This is a genomic window from Pseudoalteromonas sp. G4, from assembly GCF_028875915.1.
GTDB lineage: Bacteria > Pseudomonadota > Gammaproteobacteria > Enterobacterales > Alteromonadaceae > Pseudoalteromonas.
On record NZ_JAPEHW010000003.1, the window covers coordinates 47,301 to 66,795 of the forward strand.

Below are 19,495 nucleotides of genomic sequence, written 5' to 3' on the forward strand. Positions count from 1 at the left end.
AATTGGCGCCTTTTTTCATTTTTAAACCTGCGGTTATAACTGGTGTTCAAAGTACACACGGTAGGTTGACGACCAAATTGGGTGCTCCACTTCCAGTAAATAACAGCAAAAGTCATTGGCATCTAACTCAGCGAAATTAAACAAATAATCTGTCATAGCTTGCATATCACCTTGCAGTGGCGTGCCATTTGGCACAATTTTTAACTCAGGGAATTCCGGCAGTTTTTCGGTCCACATATCATCGGCGCGTAATTTACCTTCTTCTACCTTTTGATTGCCTGCATAACAGCCCACATTTACTAAGCTTTGCATCGCCAATTTCTTTTCTAAAAACACCAGCATAAACAGCTTTTTCGTTGGTGTTTTAATAGAGATACTGGTTGAACTACAATTGCTCGATGAGTTAAGCGGGTTCGATAGTTCATCTGGGTTACTAAATAAAAAAGTGGCATCAAACTGCGTGCTTTTGGGCAAGTTATTAAACACAATACCCGAATTACTCGCAGAGTAGCTCGAATACGCGTCAATTAACCCAAGCGTTGAAAACTCCTCAACCACACCCACCTGAAATGCCCCTTTTTGAACCCGAGAATCACCACAAATTGGCTCTGGAGATGTAAAGTTTTCAGGTTGCGGATGCGAATAAAATTGAATAAACGGCTGCGCTTCAATGGCGCGAGAAATCCCTTTTTTAGAAATAAGGGCAACTTCATGTAAATATTGGGTGTTAAGCTCGTTCTCACGCAAAATATAGCAGGCAAATAAACTATTAATTGAGGCACCTAACAACTGCTTTGACGCCAAGTAATGTTGCTCGCGTTTTTCATTAGATGTAAGCGCGCCATGGTTAGCTTTGCTTTTAACAACACTGCTACCCAATAAACGCTTTAGCTCAGCGTGGCTGCGCGCGTATTTTTTAAGTACTTTAGCAAACACTTCAACAGCTTTTTGCGCCTCTAACAGCACGCTATTTTCAATATTTTGCTGCGCTGCTTTTTGTAAAAACTCTTCTAAGCCTGCTATGCCTGGGAACAAACACAAAGCGTCTTTGCCATCTTTACTTTTATTAATGCCTTCTAAAATGCGCTGACAGTTTGAGCGGTTAAAATCAAGCCAACGCGACATGCCATTAATAGAGCCTGCCGATTGCGGAAAATGCTGCACCACCTGCCTAAGTACGCTTTTTAAATTATCGCCTGTTCGATTTAATAAAATCAGATCTTCTTTTTCTAATGTCATTATTATTAATAAAAAAGTAATTACCCCAATAATCTATCACGAGCTTTGTGACCATTCACCCTTAATCATTAAAACCGTAGCGATTAAAAATAAAGCAAGCAGCAGCCACTTTGTCGCAAATTGCAAAACATTTAGCTATGCTGCTGCAAAGAAGTCTAAACAAAAGTGCCAATGCACTTTTATTTTGGGAAAAAGCATGACAAGCAATTCGCGTAAAACGGCATTTAATTTAAACAGCAAGGTATCTGGCTGTCTCGATCTATACAACCAAGTGCCCTATCGAATTGCCACCGCAAGTAACTTGCTCGCGCTCGATAGAGACGCCAACGTAAAACACATCACCCACCTAGATACACGCGCCATTCGCGTACTATTAAATATTGGCTCGTATGGCCCAATAAATGCGGCTGATATTGCTTACCAAACACGGCTTGACCCTTACTCAGTTACGCGCGCAATCAATGGGCTGTTAAAAGAAGGGCTTATTCAAGCCGCCAACGACCATTCCACCAGCCGCAGTAAATTTGTTGAATTAAGCAAAGCTGGCATACCTATTTACCAAAATATTGCTAACTACATGGCCAAACGCTGTGAAGATGTGCTCGATGGCATTAGTGATGAAGAACAAACATTACTGATGACAGTACTTGAGAAAATTGAACTCAATACCGAGCGCATGCTGGCACAAAATGCGCAAACACTCAAAGACAATGGCGGCACACCCACACGCGACCAAAGTGAACAAATCCGTTGGTTTAAACGCACACAAAAGACTTAATCAGAGCACTAATCAAAGAGAACTATTAAAAACTTTGATTCAATATAAACACGCTGCATAAAGTAAGCATTGAGTCTTCCCAACATTTAAAGAAAACTAGCACCTTATGCCATTCCAATGTTCGAGCGATTAAGCTAGGCCAATCATATAATTGCCAAGCCTTACGTTGTAAGCCTAAAGCTATACTGATAATCTACTGAAATAATTAAATAAAAAATGATTAGTCTGCAAATTTTAAGGTCTAGATAACACGCTTAAATCGTTATGCACACTAATAGACTGTTATGTTTTAAGGAGAAAGAGATGAACCCTGCAATTAAAGGATTAGGCGAAACAGTACTTAGAGTGCGCGATCTGGACAGTATGAAAGCGTTCTACGCCAACATTATCGGACTTGAACTGATTAAAGAATTTCCCAAAGTCGCATTTTTTAAAATTGCAGAGGGCTTTGGTGGCCATACACAAGTAATTGGCTTATTTGCTGAAGAGTTACCGAGAGCATTTGTCAATGACAATACCTCAACCATTGAACCAGCTTGTTCAAGCCTGCATCATTTTGCGTTAGAAATTTCATCAGAAGATTATTCAGCCGAGAAAACAAGGCTAGAAAATGCCGGTTGCGAAGTAATAACCGCCGAACATCAATGGTGTCAGTGGCGCTCAATTTACGTAAAAGACCCTGAGAATAATGTTGTAGAGTTAGTGTGTTACGATAAATCCGTGGTGTAAAAAAACATAATAAGGGCTGTTAGCTTTACTACTACCGCGCTGCAAATTCAACATAGGGATATACGTTTTGACATTGAATACCTTTATTTCGCTCGTACTAATTTTTGCCACAACTGCGGTTAATGCCATTGTCATCAGGCACGATGTAGACGATAAAAAGTACCTAGCGCTTGGCGAGCAGTATTCACCGTCTGTTGCTTATGTTGCTGGTTGCGCCGCTACCGTAATCGACAAAAGCTGGCTGTTAACCGCAGCGCATTGCGTAGCAGGTAAAGAAAGTGACACTTTTACTGCGCGGCATATCACCAGCCAATACCGCGTCGCAAAAATTGTTACCCACCCCAAATTTAAACGCGCCAATGACGAATTTTACGATGCCGCGCTGGTTCAATTAAAAGATCCCCTAAAAAACGCAAAACCAGCGACGCTAAATCAGCAACAAAATGAAGTTGGGCAACAGGTTATTTTTGTTGGCAGAGGCACCTTTGGCAACGGGCAAGATGGCCTGATTCGAGATGATGCTAAGCAGCGAGGCGCTACAAATATCGTAGCAAGTGCTAATGAGCATGTAATTGGCTTTACTTTTAATAAACCCGAAACCGCTACCCAGTTTGAAGGGATCAGCTCGCGCGGTGACAGTGGCGGCCCTGCATTTGTTATTGTTGATAACATACCAATTTTGATTGGCATAAGCTCGTATCAGGTTGGCAATGGCATCACTGAGGGGCACTATGGCGTTGGCGAATATTACACCCGAGTGTCGTCTATTTACCCTTGGCTACAAGGCGTTATCGAAAGTACAGCACCCGCTTTAGTACCAAATCACCCGCTGATAGATGCGGTGGTAAATAATGATTTAAGCGCACTTAATAACACAATTACTGACTCCACACTCAATCAACACGCCATAATCACCGAGGCTTTTTATCAATCGGTAATACTAAACCATGTTCAAATGGCAAAAGCCTTGATTGACCATGGTGCTAAGTTTGAAAATATCATCATCAATAAAGATTCATTGTTTGCATTTGCGTTATCAAACAACAAGCACGACTATTTTCGCATGCTACAAAATGCCACAAGCAACAAAACTCAGCTGCATAATTCAAACAGTACCGTTCTGCCATTGTTTATAACAAGCTTTCGTAAAGACCCTTATTTATTGGCAGGAGCGAAGCTACTAATACAACAAGGCGCAAACCTAAATGCCCAAACTAAAGCTGGTGATACCGCATTAATACTTGCAGGCTGGAGCACCAACAATTTTGAATTAGTAAAATTACTGGTATCAAACGGTGCCGATTTAAACATCGCAAATAATAACGGCGACACACCCACCATTGATGCGGCGTACTTAGGCAAAATTGATAATTTGCGTTTTTTACTTAAAAACGGTGCCGATACATCACGCAAAAATAAGCGCGGCAAAACCGCGTTAGACGTTGCTAAAAGTAAAAATAATAAATTGGCGATTGCATTATTAAGTGCTGAGTTGCCAAAGTAGTAAAACGCATTTTATATAAACAAGCTCGATACATTTAGCATTTTGATAAACAAGGCAAATTGTGTAACACCACATTTAGCGCGTTCATCTAACTGGCGTTTGTAATACCTTGTTATAGTCAAATAAATTTATCAATATAAAATTACACAACTAGCCTTAAAAGGCATAATTAAGTGGTGACACACTAAAACTTACCAAGTTTTACATTGTTAGTGAGAAGCCACACTGATAATCTATTGAAAAAATTAGATAAAGTAACTTATTAGCCCGTAGGTTTTTGGTTATCGATAACTTCCTTAAATCGAAATGCGTACTAATGAGCTGTTAGCAATCAGGTGAAATCTACTGAGAGGGAATTGTGAAAATATTTGTAAGTTGGTCGGGACAAAGAAGTAAAGCTGTAGCAGAGCTAATTAGCGATTGGTTGAAGTGCGTAATTCAAGCTTCTCAGCCTTGGATTTCGACAAGGGATATTGATCGTGGAGCCATCTGGTTTTCAGAAATCAGTGATAAGTTAAAAGATGTTTCTGTTGGGGTTGTCTGCTTAACACAAGAAAATAAAGAAAAGCCTTGGATTCTATTTGAGACAGGAGCCTTGGCAAAGGGATTAACAACCAATAGAGTTTGCACCTTCCTCATAGACCTTAGCCCTGAAGATCTTCAAGATCCTCTCGCCCAGTTTAACCATACTTTACCTGATAAAGCCAGCGTTTGGGAGCTGACAAGAACCATTAATGATTGCCTCGATAATAAATCTCTTGATGAGAGGATCTTAAAACAAGTCTTTGATACTTACTGGCCCCAATTTGATCGAGATTTCAAAAATGCTCTAAGTGACAACCCGCCGATTGAAGTGGTTCCACCAAGAACAGAGCAGGATATTCTTTCTGAAATCTTAGCTAATACCAGAAGCCTTTCTCATAGAATCCGAGATCTTGAATCGGAAGTTCATATTAAGTCTAATAATCGCTTTATTAACCCAATAAACTCGATAGAGTATGACAAGAATGTTAAAAAGAAAATCATGTCTATGATTGATTCAGGTAAGTTTAGTGAAGATGAAATCATTTCATCGCTCATCGATTATGACATGCCGGAATCTTATGCCAGAGATCTCATAAAGAAATTGATGCTTAATCTAAATCTCAACAACCGAGCAAAAATTGCTAACAAATAAATTCAGCCAGCGCAAAAATCGCTCGCCTGATTTAAGCGTTAGAGCTATTAAGGGAAAACCATGGATATATTGAATAACTCATGGATCATAGGGATCGGAACTGGGATTCTTAGTGGGATCATAGTTACTTTTATCACAAGGAAAATATTTACTAAAAAAGACGAAAGAGAAACCGCACAAAATATTGCGAGCGCCAACAGGGAAATTATGTATGCTCTACGACCAGGTATTTCCGATGGACATATTCCCGAAAAAAGTGTTTTAGAATCGTTGCGAAATGCTACTGCTAGGCACTACAAACTTGAACCACACTTATTATTTAGCCCTAAAAGTATTTCTGAGGAATTAATTAAAGAGATTATGGATTCGAGTTTTATTTCTTCAGAAACAAAACGGCAATATTGTGACTCATTAAATCCTTTGTTATCACCGGAAAATCCTGTCCATGAACAAGCTGAACAACTAGAAAATACAAGGTTTGTTGCCAGAATTGAGTATCGAGAGAGAATGACGATGTTGTTTAGTTTAACCATTGGATTAATAGCTGCAATGGCTACAGTCTATACAACAATAAAGTCAAAAAGCAGTGGGAGCATTTTTTCGAAAGCATTCGATTCATTAATGCCAACCATTTTCGTTTTAGGTGGAACAATCCTTTTGATGAATGTCTTTATTGCAGCATTGAAAATGCGGCATAAGCGGCTCCGAGAAGAGTATGGCGTTCCGGCAGCAGAAAGTTCTAACAATCAAAGGCAATCGGACACTTAATGCGGCGCTGCTTTAGGCGGAAGAAGTTAATTTAATCATCATTAATAAAAGAAGGAAATCGAAATGCTACATGAAGCAGTAGGGGTTGTTACTATAGGCAGTACAGTAACCACGATAAGAAAGTATGAAAATGGAATGTATGGGGTTGAGGCTGATGGTAAAGTAGTATATTCAGGCGCTACACTAGAGGAACTAACAGATAAACTTGATGAAAATAACTTAAAATATTCAATCAAATAACAAGAACCATTGGGTCTGAGTCCTTGATTCCACTTACCTAATCAAACCAATGAGGTCAGAGTCGTTGATTTTGACTTCATGATTACAAACCAACAAATCTAAGACTCTGAGTCCCATTAATCTATATTTTTAGCTATTTATTAAGGCACTACTAAACCAACTCAGGAAACACCATGCACAAAAAATCACATTGGGAAACGGTTTACACAACAAAAGCATCAAATGCGGTGAGTTGGTTTCAGCCCCATGCGGTGACCTCGTTAAAGTTGTTAAACCGTTTAAATTGTGAAAAAAGTGCTGCCATTATTGATGTGGGTGGTGGTGCGTCCACTTTGGTTGATGATTTGCTGTTAAATGGGCATACAAATGTATCGGTGCTTGATCTATCTGGTGCTGCCCTTGAAACGTCTAAAAAGCGTATTGGCGAAAATTCAGCAAATGTAAAGTGGATTGAAGCGGATATAACAGAGGTAACACTGCCAAAACAGCAATTTGATGTATGGCATGATCGCGCGGTATTTCACTTTTTAACAACGCCTGAAGAGCGCAGCGCTTATATGAAAAACGTAATGCATGCGGTAAGACCACATGGCCACATTATTATTGCCACATTTGCAGAAGATGGCCCAGAAAAGTGCAGTGGCTTGCCTATTGTGCGTTACAGTGCAGAAAGCTTACACGGCGAATTTGGCGAGCATTTTGAACTAAAAGAACAACTGCTTGAAACCCATAAAACGCCGCTTGGTACTACGCAACAGTTTGTTTTTTGTCACTTTGTAAAAAAGGGCTAGCAAGGTGTAGCCACATATCGCGTTCTCGCCCTCTCCCTCTCGCCCTATTTACTTTGTTTGCTCTTTGCTTTTCGCAGCAAACATATTATTTACTGCCTTAAATAAGTCACCAAATGTGGCAAAAGATAAGCTGAACGTGGGAAAAAGTATTTATTTTCCGATTTTAGTGAATTAAGCGCTAAAAAAGCGGATAATTACACCCATTATGTTTGCCTTGCTGCAACCACCTATTCGCGGCGACACACTTGGAACCTAATTCATGGAAATCAAAGTAAATTATCTTGATAACTTGCGCTTAGAAGCGCTGTTTGACGACTTTAACGTTATTGCCGATCAGCCTATTCGCTATAAAGGCGATGGTAGCGCACCTGGTCCATTCGATTATTTTCTTGCCTCATCTGCGCTGTGTGCGGCGTATTTTGTAAAGGTGTACTGTAACGCGCGCGATATTCCAACTAACGATATTCGCCTGTCGCAAAACAACATTGTTGACCCAGAAAACCGTTACAACCAAATCTTTAAAATTCAGGTTGAGCTGCCAGAGAGCATTTCTGACAAAGACCGTGAAGGTATTTTGCGTTCAATCGACCGTTGTACCGTTAAAAAGGTAATTCAGACAGGCCCAGAGTTTGTTGTAGAAGCAGTTGAAAACCTAGATGAAGACGCGCAAGCCATGTTAATGGGTCAGCCGGAAGGCGACGCCAATACCATGATTTTAGGTAAAGACTTACCGCTTGAGCAAACCATTCAAAACATGACCAAGATTTTAGAAGACTTGGGCATGAAAATTGAAATCTCATCGTGGCGTAACATTGTGCCAAACGTATGGTCGCTTCATATTCGCGATGCGGCATCTCCGATGTGTTTTACTAATGGTAAAGGCGCAAGCAAAGAAAGCGCGCTGTGCTCGGCACTTGGCGAATTTATTGAGCGTTTAAACTGTAACTTTTTCTATAACGATCAATTCTTTGGTGAAGAAATTGCCAATAACGATTTTGTCCATTACCCAAATGAAAAATGGTTTAAACCAGGCCCAGAAGACGAGCTACCAAACGAGATTTTAGACGACTACACGCTGGATATTTACGACCCAGAGCAAGAGCTGCGTGGTTCTAACCTGATTGACACCAACTCTGGTAATGTTGAGCGCGGTATTTGTTCAATTCCGTACACGCGTCATTCAGATGGCGAAACGGTTTATTTCCCGTCAAACCTGATTGAAAACTTATTTTTAAGTAACGGCATGAGCGCGGGTAACAACCTTGCCGAGGCCAAAGTACAGTGTTTATCTGAAATCTTTGAGCGCGCGGTAAAACGCCAAATCATCGAGCAAGAAATTGTATTGCCAGATGTACCAGAAGACGTACTGAATAAATACCCAAGCATTGTTGCAGGTATTAAAGGGCTAGAAGAGCAAGGCTTCCCAGTAGTCATTAAGGATGCCTCACTTGGCGGCCAGTTCCCAGTAATGTGTGTTACCTTAATGAACCCGAAAACGGGCGGCGTTTTTGCCTCATTTGGTGCGCACCCAAGCTTTGAAGTGGCGCTTGAGCGAAGCCTTACTGAGCTATTACAAGGCCGCAGTTTTGAAGGCTTAAACGATGTACCTAAGCCAACCTTTAACTCAATGGCTGTACAAGAGCCTGAAAACTTTGTTGAGCACTTTATTGATTCAACAGGCACTATTTCTTGGCGTTTCTTTAGTGCTAAGCACGATTACGAGTTTGTGGAATGGGATTTCTCAGGCACTAACCAAGAAGAGTGCGATGCCCTATTCGGTATTTTAGAAGACATCGGTAAAGAAGCATATATTGCTGAATTTACTGGCCTTGGCACAGCATGCCGTATTTTGGTACCAGATTATTCTGAGGTTTACCCAGCAGAAGACTTAATTTGGGATAACACCAACAAAGCACTTTTATACCGCGACGATATTTTAAACCTGCATTCACTGTCAGACGACGAGCTAGCTGATTTAGTAAATCGTTTAGAAGAGAGCGAGCTTGATAACTACATTGATATCATTACCCTAATTGGTATTGAGTTTGATGAAAATACAGTGTGGGGTCAGCTTACTATTCTAGAGCTTAAGCTATTAATTTACTTAGCATTAGGCGATTTAGAAGAAGTGAATAACCTCGTTGAAAGCTTCTTACAGTACAACGATAACACCGTTGAACGCGGCCTATTCTACCAAGCGCTACATGCAACACTGCAAGTAGCACTTGATGACGAACTTGAGTTTGAAGACTACCAGCATAACTTCACGCGCATGTTTGGCGAAGAAGTAATGAACGCGATTATTGGCTCTATTAATGGCGATGTGCGTTTTTATGGTTTAACACCAACTAACTCGCAGCTAGAAGGCCTTGATAAGCACCTGCGCTTAATCGAAAGCTACAAAAAGCTGCACAGCGCTCGCGCAAAATTAGCGGGTAAATAAAATAAATTGGGGTAAGTCCATTAGGGCTTACCCTTTTTTTGCCCGTTGTTTACTAGAACCTATTAAACAAGGCGATTTGGTCTAGCCAACAGCCTCTGAGCTTTGCTGCTTAATATCATCCTTTAAAACCAATACAGCAAGGTAAATAAAACCAAGCGGTGGAATTAATGAAAGCAATACGCCAATTAGCGCGGTAAGTTTTGGCGAATTGGTTTTACGTTTACCTAAATAAAAACTCAAAAAGCCAACAACTAAAAAAACAGAGATAGCAACTATTTCACCAATCAGTGTAGCATTAATATTCATGTGTTAATGTCCTTATAAACAATATGAAAAATTACTATACCTGCGTTTCTATCTTTTGTGAATTTGTTGCTGGGATAACCACTTTTTCTTGGCCTAACCCGCCAATTTCAAATAGTTCAAAGCCATATTGCTTGGCTTTAAAATTTACAAAGGCGAGTACCTCGGTACTATCTAAATCAAACAAGTTTAGCTCAATGCCAACTTCGCGTTGTTGGTTTTGATTTTCAAACCATACCGTAGTGTTGCCTTTTATTGTTACAAACCCTGCTCGTTTAACGTCTTGCCAAGCGATGGTATTTTCAGTGTTTTTTTCTCTTCGAAAAACACCTGTTTGGTCAATTTTACACACATCTTTTTGATGAACCTTAAATTTCTTTTTACCAGAGCAGTAAATAAACGGTAAAGCCACCAACAATATCGGCCCGCCATATCGCCTGATATCATTAGGGTTGCCGTACAAAAAACCATAAACCCCAATAAGACCAGCCGTTAAAACAAGCAAAGCCATTGCAAGATTATTATCTTGATACTGAGCATTAAATTCAGTGCTTTCAAACCACTGCTGTATGCGAGACTTAATTTCAACCACGCGCTCTGGATAAGCGTTTTTATCTATGCTGTTTAACGCTTCTAAGAGTGATTTATAACTGTAGTTTTCGTAATTTGGTTTCATCAAAAGTCTTTTTAAATTATTTATTTATAAGTGAAACTACCGCAAATTTAAGCGGTATTTTATAAATTCATCCACCACTGCATCATTTTTTGATCGTTCGCTTGTTCAGCAAGCTTTATATTATCAACAATGTAGGGTTTTAAAATCGCGTAAGCATCTTCACGGCTGTGGGTTTTTAATAGCACATTGCGATATGCGCGGATCAAGGTGTAGCGCTGATATGGAATAGCTCTGTCGTATTTTAGTTCAAATAGCTGGTCAATAACTTGCTGTGCGCGGGTGAGCTCGCCGTCTTTTGTTAAACGGTGAAGCCACTGCGTACCAATATTTATCGCGGCGTTAGCATCATTACACTGGCCGCAGTACTCACTTTGCCAGGTTTCATGCATGTAATTTGAGATATAAAACGCATATAGGGGGTAAAACTCATCCACTGTACCACGGCCTAAAAAACCCGCCATCTCTTGCACATCATTGCCGCGATTTTTCAACATTCGGGCGTATAGTACTTTAAAGTCGCGTTTATATTTATCAATGCCGTTATTTTTATCATGATACGCTTTCATTTCTTCGGGCGTATAATTCATTGGATCTAAATACTTAATCGGCACCGAATGCCACCAATCTGGCTTTGGTACAGCAGCTTCAAACTCAGGCCACGATGGCCAACTTTTTTGCTGCTCTTTTTCACGCTCAACCAGCTCTTGATAGCTTTCACCACAGCCTGTGGCAAGTAACAACCAAGTAAAAGACACTAAAAAAGTAACGAGTAATCGGCTATGGCGCATAAAATTCCTTGTGGCAACCAGCAAAATAGTTATCGCCAGTATATAACGGAACAAAGAATAATCGCGAAAGTTCTTTTTATTTCTAAAATCTAGCCTTAGCAAAAAAGAAATTAGTAAACAAAATAAGCCTCAAACCCCATTAAATATTCAAATTAATTAATACCCGTTAAGGTATTATCGATTTGGGTTTGTTCTTCTTGGCTTAAGGTTGAACCATAAAATTGCGGCTTAGCTAATAAAAAACCTTGGTAATAATCAGCGCGATAGCTTTGCAGGATTGCCAGCTCATCTTCACTTTCAATACCCTCAGCAATTACTTTTGTGCCATTATCGTGCGCCAGTTGAATAAGGTGTTTAACTATCGTTTGTTTGTAAGGATCGTTATGTAAGTTACGTACTAAATCCATATCGATTTTGACGTAATCAGGGCGGTATTTATGTAGCATATTAAGCCCCGACCATCCCGAGCCAATATCATCTAATGCCACACCGAAACCAGCATTACGGTAAAAGTTTAATATACCGCGCATTACCGATTCATCTGTGGCAGTTGTGGTTTCGGTAATTTCAAATACCACATCTTCAGGGCGTATACCTAAGGCATTAATAGCAGAGGCTGTTGCTCGTAGGCAATACGATGGGTCGTAAATACTGGAAGGGTTGAAATTTATAAACAATTTGCCGTTTAAACCTGACTTTCTAAAATGCCCTACCGCTGAGCGCCTCGCTATTAGGTCAAGAGAAAAAAGTAAGTCAGACCCTTCTGCTAATTTAAACGCATGTGATGGCGGCACAATATTGTTAAACTCGTCTTTAATGCGAAACAGGCCTTCAAATGCAAAAGGCGAAGGGTTCCCTTGCTCATCTAATGAAAATATCGGCTGAAAGTGTGTTTCGTAACTATGACTTTCTATGGCTTGAATAATCCATTCGCTGTTTAAGCGATTTATTAACACACTAGCTGGCACAATACGGCCAATATCGCTAAATGTAGGCTCGCCACCATCGGTTGTGGTGATTTTGGAAGCATTTAATTCATTTGGCTCAAACTCACCAAAAAGCCCCAGTAAAAAACGATTTACCTGCTCTTTTTTTACCTCAACACGAATGCTGTGTGAGTCTGTTTGTGCTGCTGGATAATTTCCGTTGCCACAAAAAAGAATGGCTTTATTTACACTCTCAAAAGTAGGTAAAAACAACCAAAACGTTGTTTCAGGGAATAAATAATTTTCGATTCTTTCACAATCAGCACAAAACATGAGGAACCTCCAAACGTTATCATACTGACGTAATACGTGACAGATAACAAAATGGTTTAGTGACAGGTATGTGCCAAGGTAAAACACCAATTAGACATGTTTCATGTTACGATTCGCCTTTTAAGTAAACGCCAATATGCTTGCCTGAATATCTATGGTTTTTAAAGTTCCCTTGTTTAATCATTGGAAAAGCGCCCAAAGATTCTGAAATAAATTGTTGAATTCGTTGAGACTCTAATTCCATTTCTTTAGGTGTCACAATAAGTGGGGTGATAAGAAAATGGGAAAAATCCTGTTCACCATAAACAACTCGATATCCCTTGGCCTCAAATACTTGTTTTATGGAGCGTATTTTTTTATCGCTTAGCGAGTTTGTGTGAAGATGAATAGTCGGCTTTTCAACTGAAGAGCATCCCACTAAAGTAAGTATTCCAAAATAAAGAAGTGCGTTTTTCATCCTTGCTACCGAGTATGTTTCCTAAAAACGCAAAAATCGCGCCCCGTTCTTTTATATTTTTACCAAATAATAGAGTACACAGCTATGAATAGATGTTTCACTATTTTGATTTTATTTTGTGGTAGCTCAGACAATAAAAAGCACCCTTAGGTGCTATGTTATTCGATTACGCTGGTTGTTAACGCATTAAACCGTGCTAGTAGTTTGTCGAGCACAAATGGGTCGCTATTTGCGTGATCAAAGCTAATGCTTAGCGGCACAAAAGGTTCGCCATTTATAGTTTTACGTTGACCAAAATAAAATAAAGGACGCCCTGTTTTTAATTTATTACGATGAATTTGAAACGATGAAAACGCCATGTTTGGTAAGTTACCAATAAATGGGCAAAGCGCCCACACTTCTTGTGGTAACACTTCTAATTTTGCGTCATTACAATCCACTGATTGACGGTAATAAAGGGCAAATTCAAGCCACGAAAGCGACGTTACATTTTCTAAAATCACATCTTTAAAACGCAGGTCACCACCCACCGCTATTGGGCAAAAAATGGGTAAATTATCAAAACGGTACCATTTACCGTTAATGTTTCGGGTAGAGAAAATCCACTCGCTTTTAAGCGCTCTTGCCAAGCACCAAATCAAAAAACCTTGAAACGAAGCGCCTTCTGCCGACGAATAATAACACTGATATGTCTCTCTTGCTTTTGCTAAAGGCAAATCAAGGGTGATAGATAAGTAAGGGTCGCTTACAAGGCTATCATCATGAAAATAATCCATTGCCCAGCGCTCGTAAAACGAGAGATCTTGCTTTGTTAATAATTGGCCTTGGTAAGTGTCTAACAGCATGTTTAGTTGCATTTGTTTGCCTCTAATTCAGTCATTAATTTTCGCCACGCTTTTACATTTTGCGGCCCTTGCAGACGGATTAAACTATTACGTATAAATCGGCCAAACCTTGATTTACCCAATTTTGCTAAACGAATAATTTTATTGGACTCAGAAACAACCCACGTAATTTGCTTTAAGCGTTTGCTTTTAAAATCAGCCAGAGCCATATCAATGCTGTAAGCGTTTTTTAAACAGCGAGATAGCGTCAGTACATCACTTAGTGCCTGCGCCACCCCTTGTTGTAAACTAGGCGGGCATCCATGAAGTGCATCGCCTATTAACACGCAGCGCTTGTTATAAACTTCTTTTGACATCACCGCGCGTAAACGCCCTTGGTTGATAACCGTTGCCGACTCAATTGCCTTAACCACTGACGGGTGATAATGCGAAAACACCGCGCGCATGCTCTTTTTAGGGTCGCTATAAAGGGCGTTAATTTGTTGATTTGCAGCTTGTCCGTAACAGTAAACTTGTTGTTTACTGATTGGGTAAAACATAAATGCATCGGTATTGCCAACAAGGTAACTTGGCTCTAAATTTTCACTTGGCATATCCACTAAAAAGCGCCAATGTGTTACTTCTAAATCGGTGAGGTCAGGCTCGGCAAATTGTAACTCTCGCACACTTGAGTTAATGCCATCGGCACCAATGATAAGGTCGTAGTCAACTACAGCACCATCATTAAAACACACCGATTGTGTAGTGTTGTTATTTCGGATGTCGACAATGGAGCGGCAAAACTGAATATGCTGACTAATGCCATCAGCAAGTACCTCAATAAGATCCGAACGCGTTAATGCCACAAACGGTTGGCTTGCTAAAACCCCCTCGTTTAGGCTTGCTTTAGCTAACAACTCACGTTGATGTGTTTCAAACCGCACTTCTTTAACTTGATAAGCTTTGGCTAAAATGGCGTGTTTTAAACCGAGTACTTCAAGCTGCTTCATCGCATTTCCAGGTAAACAAATGCCCGCACCTAAATTATTCAACGCTGGCTGCTTTTCTATAAGATCGGCTTCAATGCCTTGACGTTGTAACTCACGATACATCAATAAACCGGCGATCCCTGCACCTACAATTAATATTTTCATGTTATTACCTAAAAAAAGCCTCAGTAGAGGCTTTGGCTGGGGGATCCTGTTGTGAACAGGGAACTACTAATCAACATCTGCTTTTAGTGACGAAGCAAAATGTTCGAGCTGATTCGCTAAGCGAATTTGTGCGTCAATTTCCATTAACTTAAGAATATGATCCATCACTTTACTTTTATCCGATTGAATACGGCCGTATTGCCCTTGCTCTGCAATATATTGGTCGGCGGTACGTGCCACATCGGTTAATTTGTTTACCATATTAGTTTGCATTGTTAACCTCACTTGCGAGCAATGAAATGCCACACTTTAAAATTGAAAAATAATCGCCGTTAAAGGCATCGATAATTTGCTTTACACGATCTTCACCGTATTGCTCAGACACTGTTTTAACCACAAGCTGATACAGAATTTTTGTTTGCATTGGCGTAAGTTCTTGACATTGCGATGATTTAAAACACAGGCTCACCTTATGCATAATGTGGCCTTTGAATAATGCCTATGGCAGGTGAATTTAAAACATGAAACGTCTCAACTAGTTTTTCATTGGTGTAAAACACTGAACGCGAAAACCAAAAATTTTTATCTGCTGATTGTAAAAACTGCACTATTTCATCCACTTTTGTGCTGCTTAATTTTTCACAATGACTCAAACTCACTTCTTTGTTATTAATCATTAATTTGAGCAATTTGTGCCTGTGATAAAACACTGTAAGCTGCGCTTCATAATGGGTTTTTCTCGACAGCACTACTTGATAATACTCTTTGCTAAATAATCGCTCGAGCAAACCTTGTGTATGTAGCGCAAGCTCTGGCACTGACACACCTGCACAATAAACCTCAGCACTTGGCATAATACATTCCTTCATTTATCACCTGAGATAAGCAGGCTGAAAGCTGCTTTTTTTGCTCATCAGTGGGTATATGAACACCCTCTTTTAAGTGCTGAATATTTAGAGCCGCCAAACAAAAGTCTTCATCAAACGTTACTTTTACCGAGTAATGAAGGCCACAATACAAGAAGCATTTAACAGTTAGTTTGTGATTATTAATGATTGTTATCTCTGTACTAACGCTGTCATTTTCATAGTTTTTTAACGCTGCTTCAAAGCGTCTCGCTGCTTTTTTTATTAACAAACCTGTACCTCATTCGTTCCCCAAGGCGGCGCATTTTGATGATCACGCTGTTAAATTGCAAATAGGTAAAAACGCAAACGAATGAAACATTTACAACATTTTTTTTACAGCTAACAAAAAATGATAGCGCTTACATAAAATGTAATTACAACAAATTACAGATTTAAAAATGAGCAAATTGCGCAAAAATTGTATTTGTTTGAAACATGTGAGAAATAGAGGCTAAAACCATAGAAAAGGTAGGGATAAATAGAGTACTGAAAAAGAATAGTAAATAACTAATAAAAAAGGCTGAAAACAAATCCATGGTTAAAGTTAACAGGATGAATATAAAGAGTTAAATTCCATATTAACAATTAAAGACGGCAATACGACAAAACTTATCGCTAAGAGATATAAATAATTACTAAATGGAATATAAATAAAATATAAAATAACTAAAAAAGTTTCAAACCGAATGAGAAACAAACAAAAGGCACATTTCATTTACATAAATTAAATATAAATCGTCAAAATGCTTTGTAAAAAATTGTAAACACATACCGCTTGTAAGGTTTTTAACGCTCGCAATTTCACCTTCTTTTCTAACTTTATTAGTTTATCAAACAGTGGCGACTTTTTTTGTTAAACACGGCGAACAGAATGTTCAATGAGATGAAAATAATGCACCCATGCTATATGTTGGCAGACAATAACTGGGCACATTATGTTAAGGAACTGTTTTTACTTGCGCGTTATGGCAATGAGTAGCGCAAAATGCGTTTTACTACCGAGCCATATTGTTTAAAAAAGCTACCTGTGTTGTATTGAATACCGTGTTCACGAAATACCTTTTGCACTTTAGGCGCAATTTCACGGTAGCGCTTGGCTGGCATATCAGGAAATAAATGGTGCTCTATTTGAAAGCTTAAATGCCCGGTTAATATATGAAACCACTTTCCACCTTTAATATTGGATGAGCCCAATGCCTGGCGATAATACCATTGCCCTTTTGTCTCGTTTTCGCATTCTTTTTCACTAAACGTTTTTACATCGCCAGTAAAATGACCACAAAATATGATGGTTGATGTCCATAAATTACGTAGCAAGTTGGCAATTAGATTACCCACTAATACCCATAAAAAGAATGGCCCTGCTAACAGTGGAAATATTAGATAATCTTTAATTAATTGGCGCGCACCTTTACTAAAAAACCGTGTTTTTAGCTCACTATGTGGCACTTTGTAGTCGCGATTATCTTTTTTCTTACCAAAAAACACGCGCTCTGCGGCGAGTTCGTGATACGACACGCCCCACTGGAACAACACACTTAAATTTAGGTAAGTGATAAATTGCCAAAGGTTTTTAACACGCCAGCGAAAATCGTTTGATAAGCGCAATAAGCCATAACCAAAGTCACGATCTTTACCAATAATATTAGTGTAAGTATGATGCTCAAAGTTATGTACGCGGTTCCAACTTTTGCCGTCACAAGCAATATCCCACTCATACGCTTTGGAATTAATATGCTTGTCGTTCATCCAGTCGTACTGGCCGTGCATTACATTGTGGCCTATTTCCATATTGTCGAGAATTTTAGCCGTTGCAAGGGCAAGTACACCTACAAGCCAAAGCCACGGCGAGACAAAGCCAAGCACCAATAAAATACGGCCCGACCATTCTAAAATGCGCTGCGTTACAATCACACGGCGAATATAGTTTGCGTCTTGCTCACCCACTTTTGCCATAGTTGTTGATTGAATTTCGTTTAGCTGCTCGGCTAATAAATCGTAATTTGGTTCTGCTACTGTGTTCACGCTTTAAACTCCACATCTGACACCACTTGCGATACACATAATTGAATTAACTCTTCACCGTAATCTGATAATTTACCGTTGCGAATATCACGCACTACGCCTTTTTTCTTTACGCATTGGCATTGATGGCAAATGCCCATGCCACAGCCGTAAGGCACGTTAATTTTATTTGCTTGAAACTGCGCTAAAAGCGGCTGTTGATTGTCGGCTGTAAATTTAATGCCACCATGATCCACCTGAAAATGCGCTTTTTCGTCACCTTGTGTGTGCAAATCTACAAGCGAGAAATGCTCACTTTCAATTGATTGCTGATGCGTATCTGCATAGTTTTTGATGGTTTTATAAAAATCTTGCGGCCCACATACCAGCCACTGGGAACCGATAAATTCTGGCAATTTTGCAGCAACATCCCCGTCAGTACTTCGGCTAAGTAACGTAAACGTGAAGTTTGCTAAGCGGTTGCGCAAACTGGCAAGTTCGGCCACCAGCAAATGCTCATTTGGTTTTGCGTAATACACCAAATGAATTGGCGGGATTTCGTCATGTAATGCTTGATGCAACATCGCAATAAACGGCGTAATACCTGAACCCGCAGCAAAAAAAGTCACAGCGTTAGACTGTGGCAATAAAAATGTGCCTTTGGGTTTTGAAATATTAACCCATGAATTCACAGTTAAACGGGATAAAAACGGCGTAAATGCACCAACATCATGCTGCTTTATCACTAAACGGATCACGCCTTCATGCATTGCCTGATTTGGGCTAGAGGCAATGGTAAATACGCGCGTTACTAAGCGGCCGTTAATTTCTATTGTTAGCTCAATATGTTGCCCAGCTTTATGGGTAGGCCAACGAGACTCAACTTTGAGCTCTATCGAAACTGTTTTGTTAGCAATGTATGTTACCGACTGCACATTTGCACGGTAATAACCATCGCGCCAACTTGGCTTAAATATTTGAATTACAGGCTCAAAATAGCCAGCCATCGAACGATGATGGAAAAACTGTTTACTAAACCAATTTGTTAAGGGGTTGAATATAAAACTCATTTAAACTTACACGTGTACGCTCACTCAGCGCACAAGTGTAAGCTGAACAGGTGTTTTTTTTCAAGCCCCCTAACAGGTAAAAATAGAGTTTTTACTTTAAAGCCTGAACTGCGTGCAATGAGTAAATCCTGTAAGGAACATTCAAAATAAAAATTAAAGCCAATTAAAACAATGAATTAAAATTTAAAAATATTTAAAGGCGACTATTGTAAAGCCGCTTTTAGTTATGATTATTTTTTATAAAAAATTTTGATGTGAGTGATTTGGTAAAAGCTGAAATGAGAATATTTAAATTAAATAAAGGCCCTCTAATGGCGCGATCATCTAATCCCAACTTTACATTGATAGAGCAAAAATATGCTGATAATCTACTGAAAATATTA

Annotated in this window: 22 protein-coding genes; 8 read left to right on the plus strand and 14 right to left on the minus strand. The window is 39.5% G+C overall.

Annotation, left to right across the window (positions count from 1 at the left end; genetic code table 11):
- Positions 1 to 33: 33 nt before the first annotated feature.
- Positions 34 to 1,239 carry a hypothetical protein gene (locus tag ON073_RS02240; RefSeq protein WP_274760228.1) on the minus strand — a complete coding sequence of 402 codons (1,206 nt, stop codon included), beginning with the start codon at positions 1,237 to 1,239 and terminating at the stop codon, positions 34 to 36.
- A 196-nt stretch (positions 1,240 to 1,435) separates the two neighbouring features.
- Here ON073_RS02240 and ON073_RS02245 point away from each other — a divergent pair, with 196 nt between their 5' ends.
- The 8 genes from ON073_RS02245 to ON073_RS02280 all read left to right on the plus strand — a co-directional run bounded on the left by ON073_RS02245 (position 1,436) and on the right by ON073_RS02280 (position 9,669).
- Positions 1,436 to 2,017, plus strand: a complete 582-nt coding sequence (locus ON073_RS02245; RefSeq protein WP_274760229.1) for a MarR family winged helix-turn-helix transcriptional regulator — start codon at positions 1,436 to 1,438, stop codon at positions 2,015 to 2,017.
- A 303-nt stretch (positions 2,018 to 2,320) separates the two neighbouring features.
- Positions 2,321 to 2,746, plus strand: coding sequence for a VOC family protein (locus tag ON073_RS02250; protein WP_274760230.1), 426 nt, complete (start codon positions 2,321 to 2,323; stop codon positions 2,744 to 2,746).
- Between the two features lie 67 nt (positions 2,747 to 2,813).
- Positions 2,814 to 4,250, plus strand: a complete 1,437-nt coding sequence (locus ON073_RS02255) for an ankyrin repeat domain-containing protein (RefSeq protein WP_274760231.1) — start codon at positions 2,814 to 2,816, stop codon at positions 4,248 to 4,250.
- 358 nt (positions 4,251 to 4,608) lie between these two features.
- On the plus strand, positions 4,609 to 5,427 hold the full coding sequence (locus ON073_RS02260; RefSeq protein WP_274760232.1) for a TIR domain-containing protein: 819 nt from the start codon (positions 4,609 to 4,611) through the stop codon (positions 5,425 to 5,427).
- Positions 5,428 to 5,487: 60 nt separating this feature from the next.
- On the plus strand, positions 5,488 to 6,195 hold the full coding sequence (locus ON073_RS02265; RefSeq protein ID WP_274760233.1) for a hypothetical protein: 708 nt from the start codon (positions 5,488 to 5,490) through the stop codon (positions 6,193 to 6,195).
- Positions 6,196 to 6,258: 63 nt separating this feature from the next.
- Positions 6,259 to 6,435, plus strand: a complete 177-nt coding sequence (locus tag ON073_RS02270; RefSeq protein WP_274760234.1) for a hypothetical protein — start codon at positions 6,259 to 6,261, stop codon at positions 6,433 to 6,435.
- Positions 6,436 to 6,608: 173 nt separating this feature from the next.
- Positions 6,609 to 7,226: a class I SAM-dependent methyltransferase gene (locus ON073_RS02275; RefSeq protein WP_274760235.1), complete on the plus strand. Its 618-nt coding sequence runs from the start codon at positions 6,609 to 6,611 to the stop codon at positions 7,224 to 7,226.
- 259 nt (positions 7,227 to 7,485) lie between these two features.
- A complete protein-coding gene (locus ON073_RS02280) occupies positions 7,486 to 9,669 on the plus strand; it encodes an OsmC domain/YcaO domain-containing protein (protein ID WP_274760236.1) in 2,184 nt (727 codons plus the stop codon).
- Between the two features lie 81 nt (positions 9,670 to 9,750).
- Here the strand turns inward: ON073_RS02280 and ON073_RS02285 are convergent, their stop codons facing one another.
- The 13 genes from ON073_RS02285 to ON073_RS02345 form a co-directional block, all read right to left on the minus strand.
- On the minus strand, positions 9,751 to 9,975 hold the full coding sequence (locus tag ON073_RS02285) for a hypothetical protein (RefSeq protein WP_274760237.1): 225 nt from the start codon (positions 9,973 to 9,975) through the stop codon (positions 9,751 to 9,753).
- A gap of 34 nt (positions 9,976 to 10,009) precedes the next feature.
- Complete coding sequence (locus ON073_RS02290) at positions 10,010 to 10,648, minus strand: hypothetical protein (RefSeq protein WP_274760238.1); 639 nt, start codon at positions 10,646 to 10,648, stop codon at positions 10,010 to 10,012.
- 59 nt (positions 10,649 to 10,707) lie between these two features.
- The gene (locus ON073_RS02295) at positions 10,708 to 11,436 is read right to left on the minus strand and encodes a hypothetical protein (protein ID WP_274760239.1); all 729 of its coding nucleotides are present in this window, start codon (positions 11,434 to 11,436) and stop codon (positions 10,708 to 10,710) included.
- A 152-nt stretch (positions 11,437 to 11,588) separates the two neighbouring features.
- Positions 11,589 to 12,695 (minus strand): EAL domain-containing protein, encoded by a 1,107-nt coding sequence (locus tag ON073_RS02300; protein WP_274760240.1) that lies wholly within the window; start codon positions 12,693 to 12,695, stop codon positions 11,589 to 11,591.
- Positions 12,696 to 12,801: 106 nt separating this feature from the next.
- A complete protein-coding gene (locus ON073_RS02305) occupies positions 12,802 to 13,152 on the minus strand; it encodes a hypothetical protein (protein ID WP_274760241.1) in 351 nt (116 codons plus the stop codon).
- Between the two features lie 158 nt (positions 13,153 to 13,310).
- The gene (locus ON073_RS02310; RefSeq protein ID WP_274760242.1) at positions 13,311 to 14,009 is read right to left on the minus strand and encodes a hypothetical protein; all 699 of its coding nucleotides are present in this window, start codon (positions 14,007 to 14,009) and stop codon (positions 13,311 to 13,313) included.
- On the minus strand, positions 14,000 to 15,130 hold the full coding sequence (locus tag ON073_RS02315; protein WP_274760243.1) for an FAD-dependent monooxygenase: 1,131 nt from the start codon (positions 15,128 to 15,130) through the stop codon (positions 14,000 to 14,002). Before ON073_RS02315 ends, ON073_RS02310 begins: the two co-directional genes overlap by 10 nt.
- 66 nt (positions 15,131 to 15,196) lie before the next feature.
- Positions 15,197 to 15,391, minus strand: coding sequence for a hypothetical protein (locus tag ON073_RS02320; RefSeq protein ID WP_274760244.1), 195 nt, complete (start codon positions 15,389 to 15,391; stop codon positions 15,197 to 15,199).
- A gap of 1 nt (position 15,392) precedes the next feature.
- Entirely contained in the window at positions 15,393 to 15,608 is a 216-nt protein-coding gene (locus tag ON073_RS02325) for a hypothetical protein (RefSeq protein ID WP_274760245.1), read from the minus strand.
- Positions 15,601 to 15,984 (minus strand): hypothetical protein, encoded by a 384-nt coding sequence (locus ON073_RS02330; protein WP_274760246.1) that lies wholly within the window; start codon positions 15,982 to 15,984, stop codon positions 15,601 to 15,603. Before ON073_RS02330 ends, ON073_RS02325 begins: the two co-directional genes overlap by 8 nt.
- Entirely contained in the window at positions 15,971 to 16,267 is a 297-nt protein-coding gene (locus ON073_RS02335) for a hypothetical protein (RefSeq protein WP_274760247.1), read from the minus strand. Before ON073_RS02335 ends, ON073_RS02330 begins: the two co-directional genes overlap by 14 nt.
- Positions 16,268 to 17,001: 734 nt before the next feature.
- Positions 17,002 to 17,994 carry a fatty acid desaturase family protein gene (locus ON073_RS02340; protein WP_274760371.1) on the minus strand — a complete coding sequence of 331 codons (993 nt, stop codon included), beginning with the start codon at positions 17,992 to 17,994 and terminating at the stop codon, positions 17,002 to 17,004.
- Between the two features lie 65 nt (positions 17,995 to 18,059).
- Positions 18,060 to 19,112: a flavin reductase family protein gene (locus tag ON073_RS02345; protein WP_274760248.1), complete on the minus strand. Its 1,053-nt coding sequence runs from the start codon at positions 19,110 to 19,112 to the stop codon at positions 18,060 to 18,062.
- Positions 19,113 to 19,495: the final 383 nt, after the last annotated feature.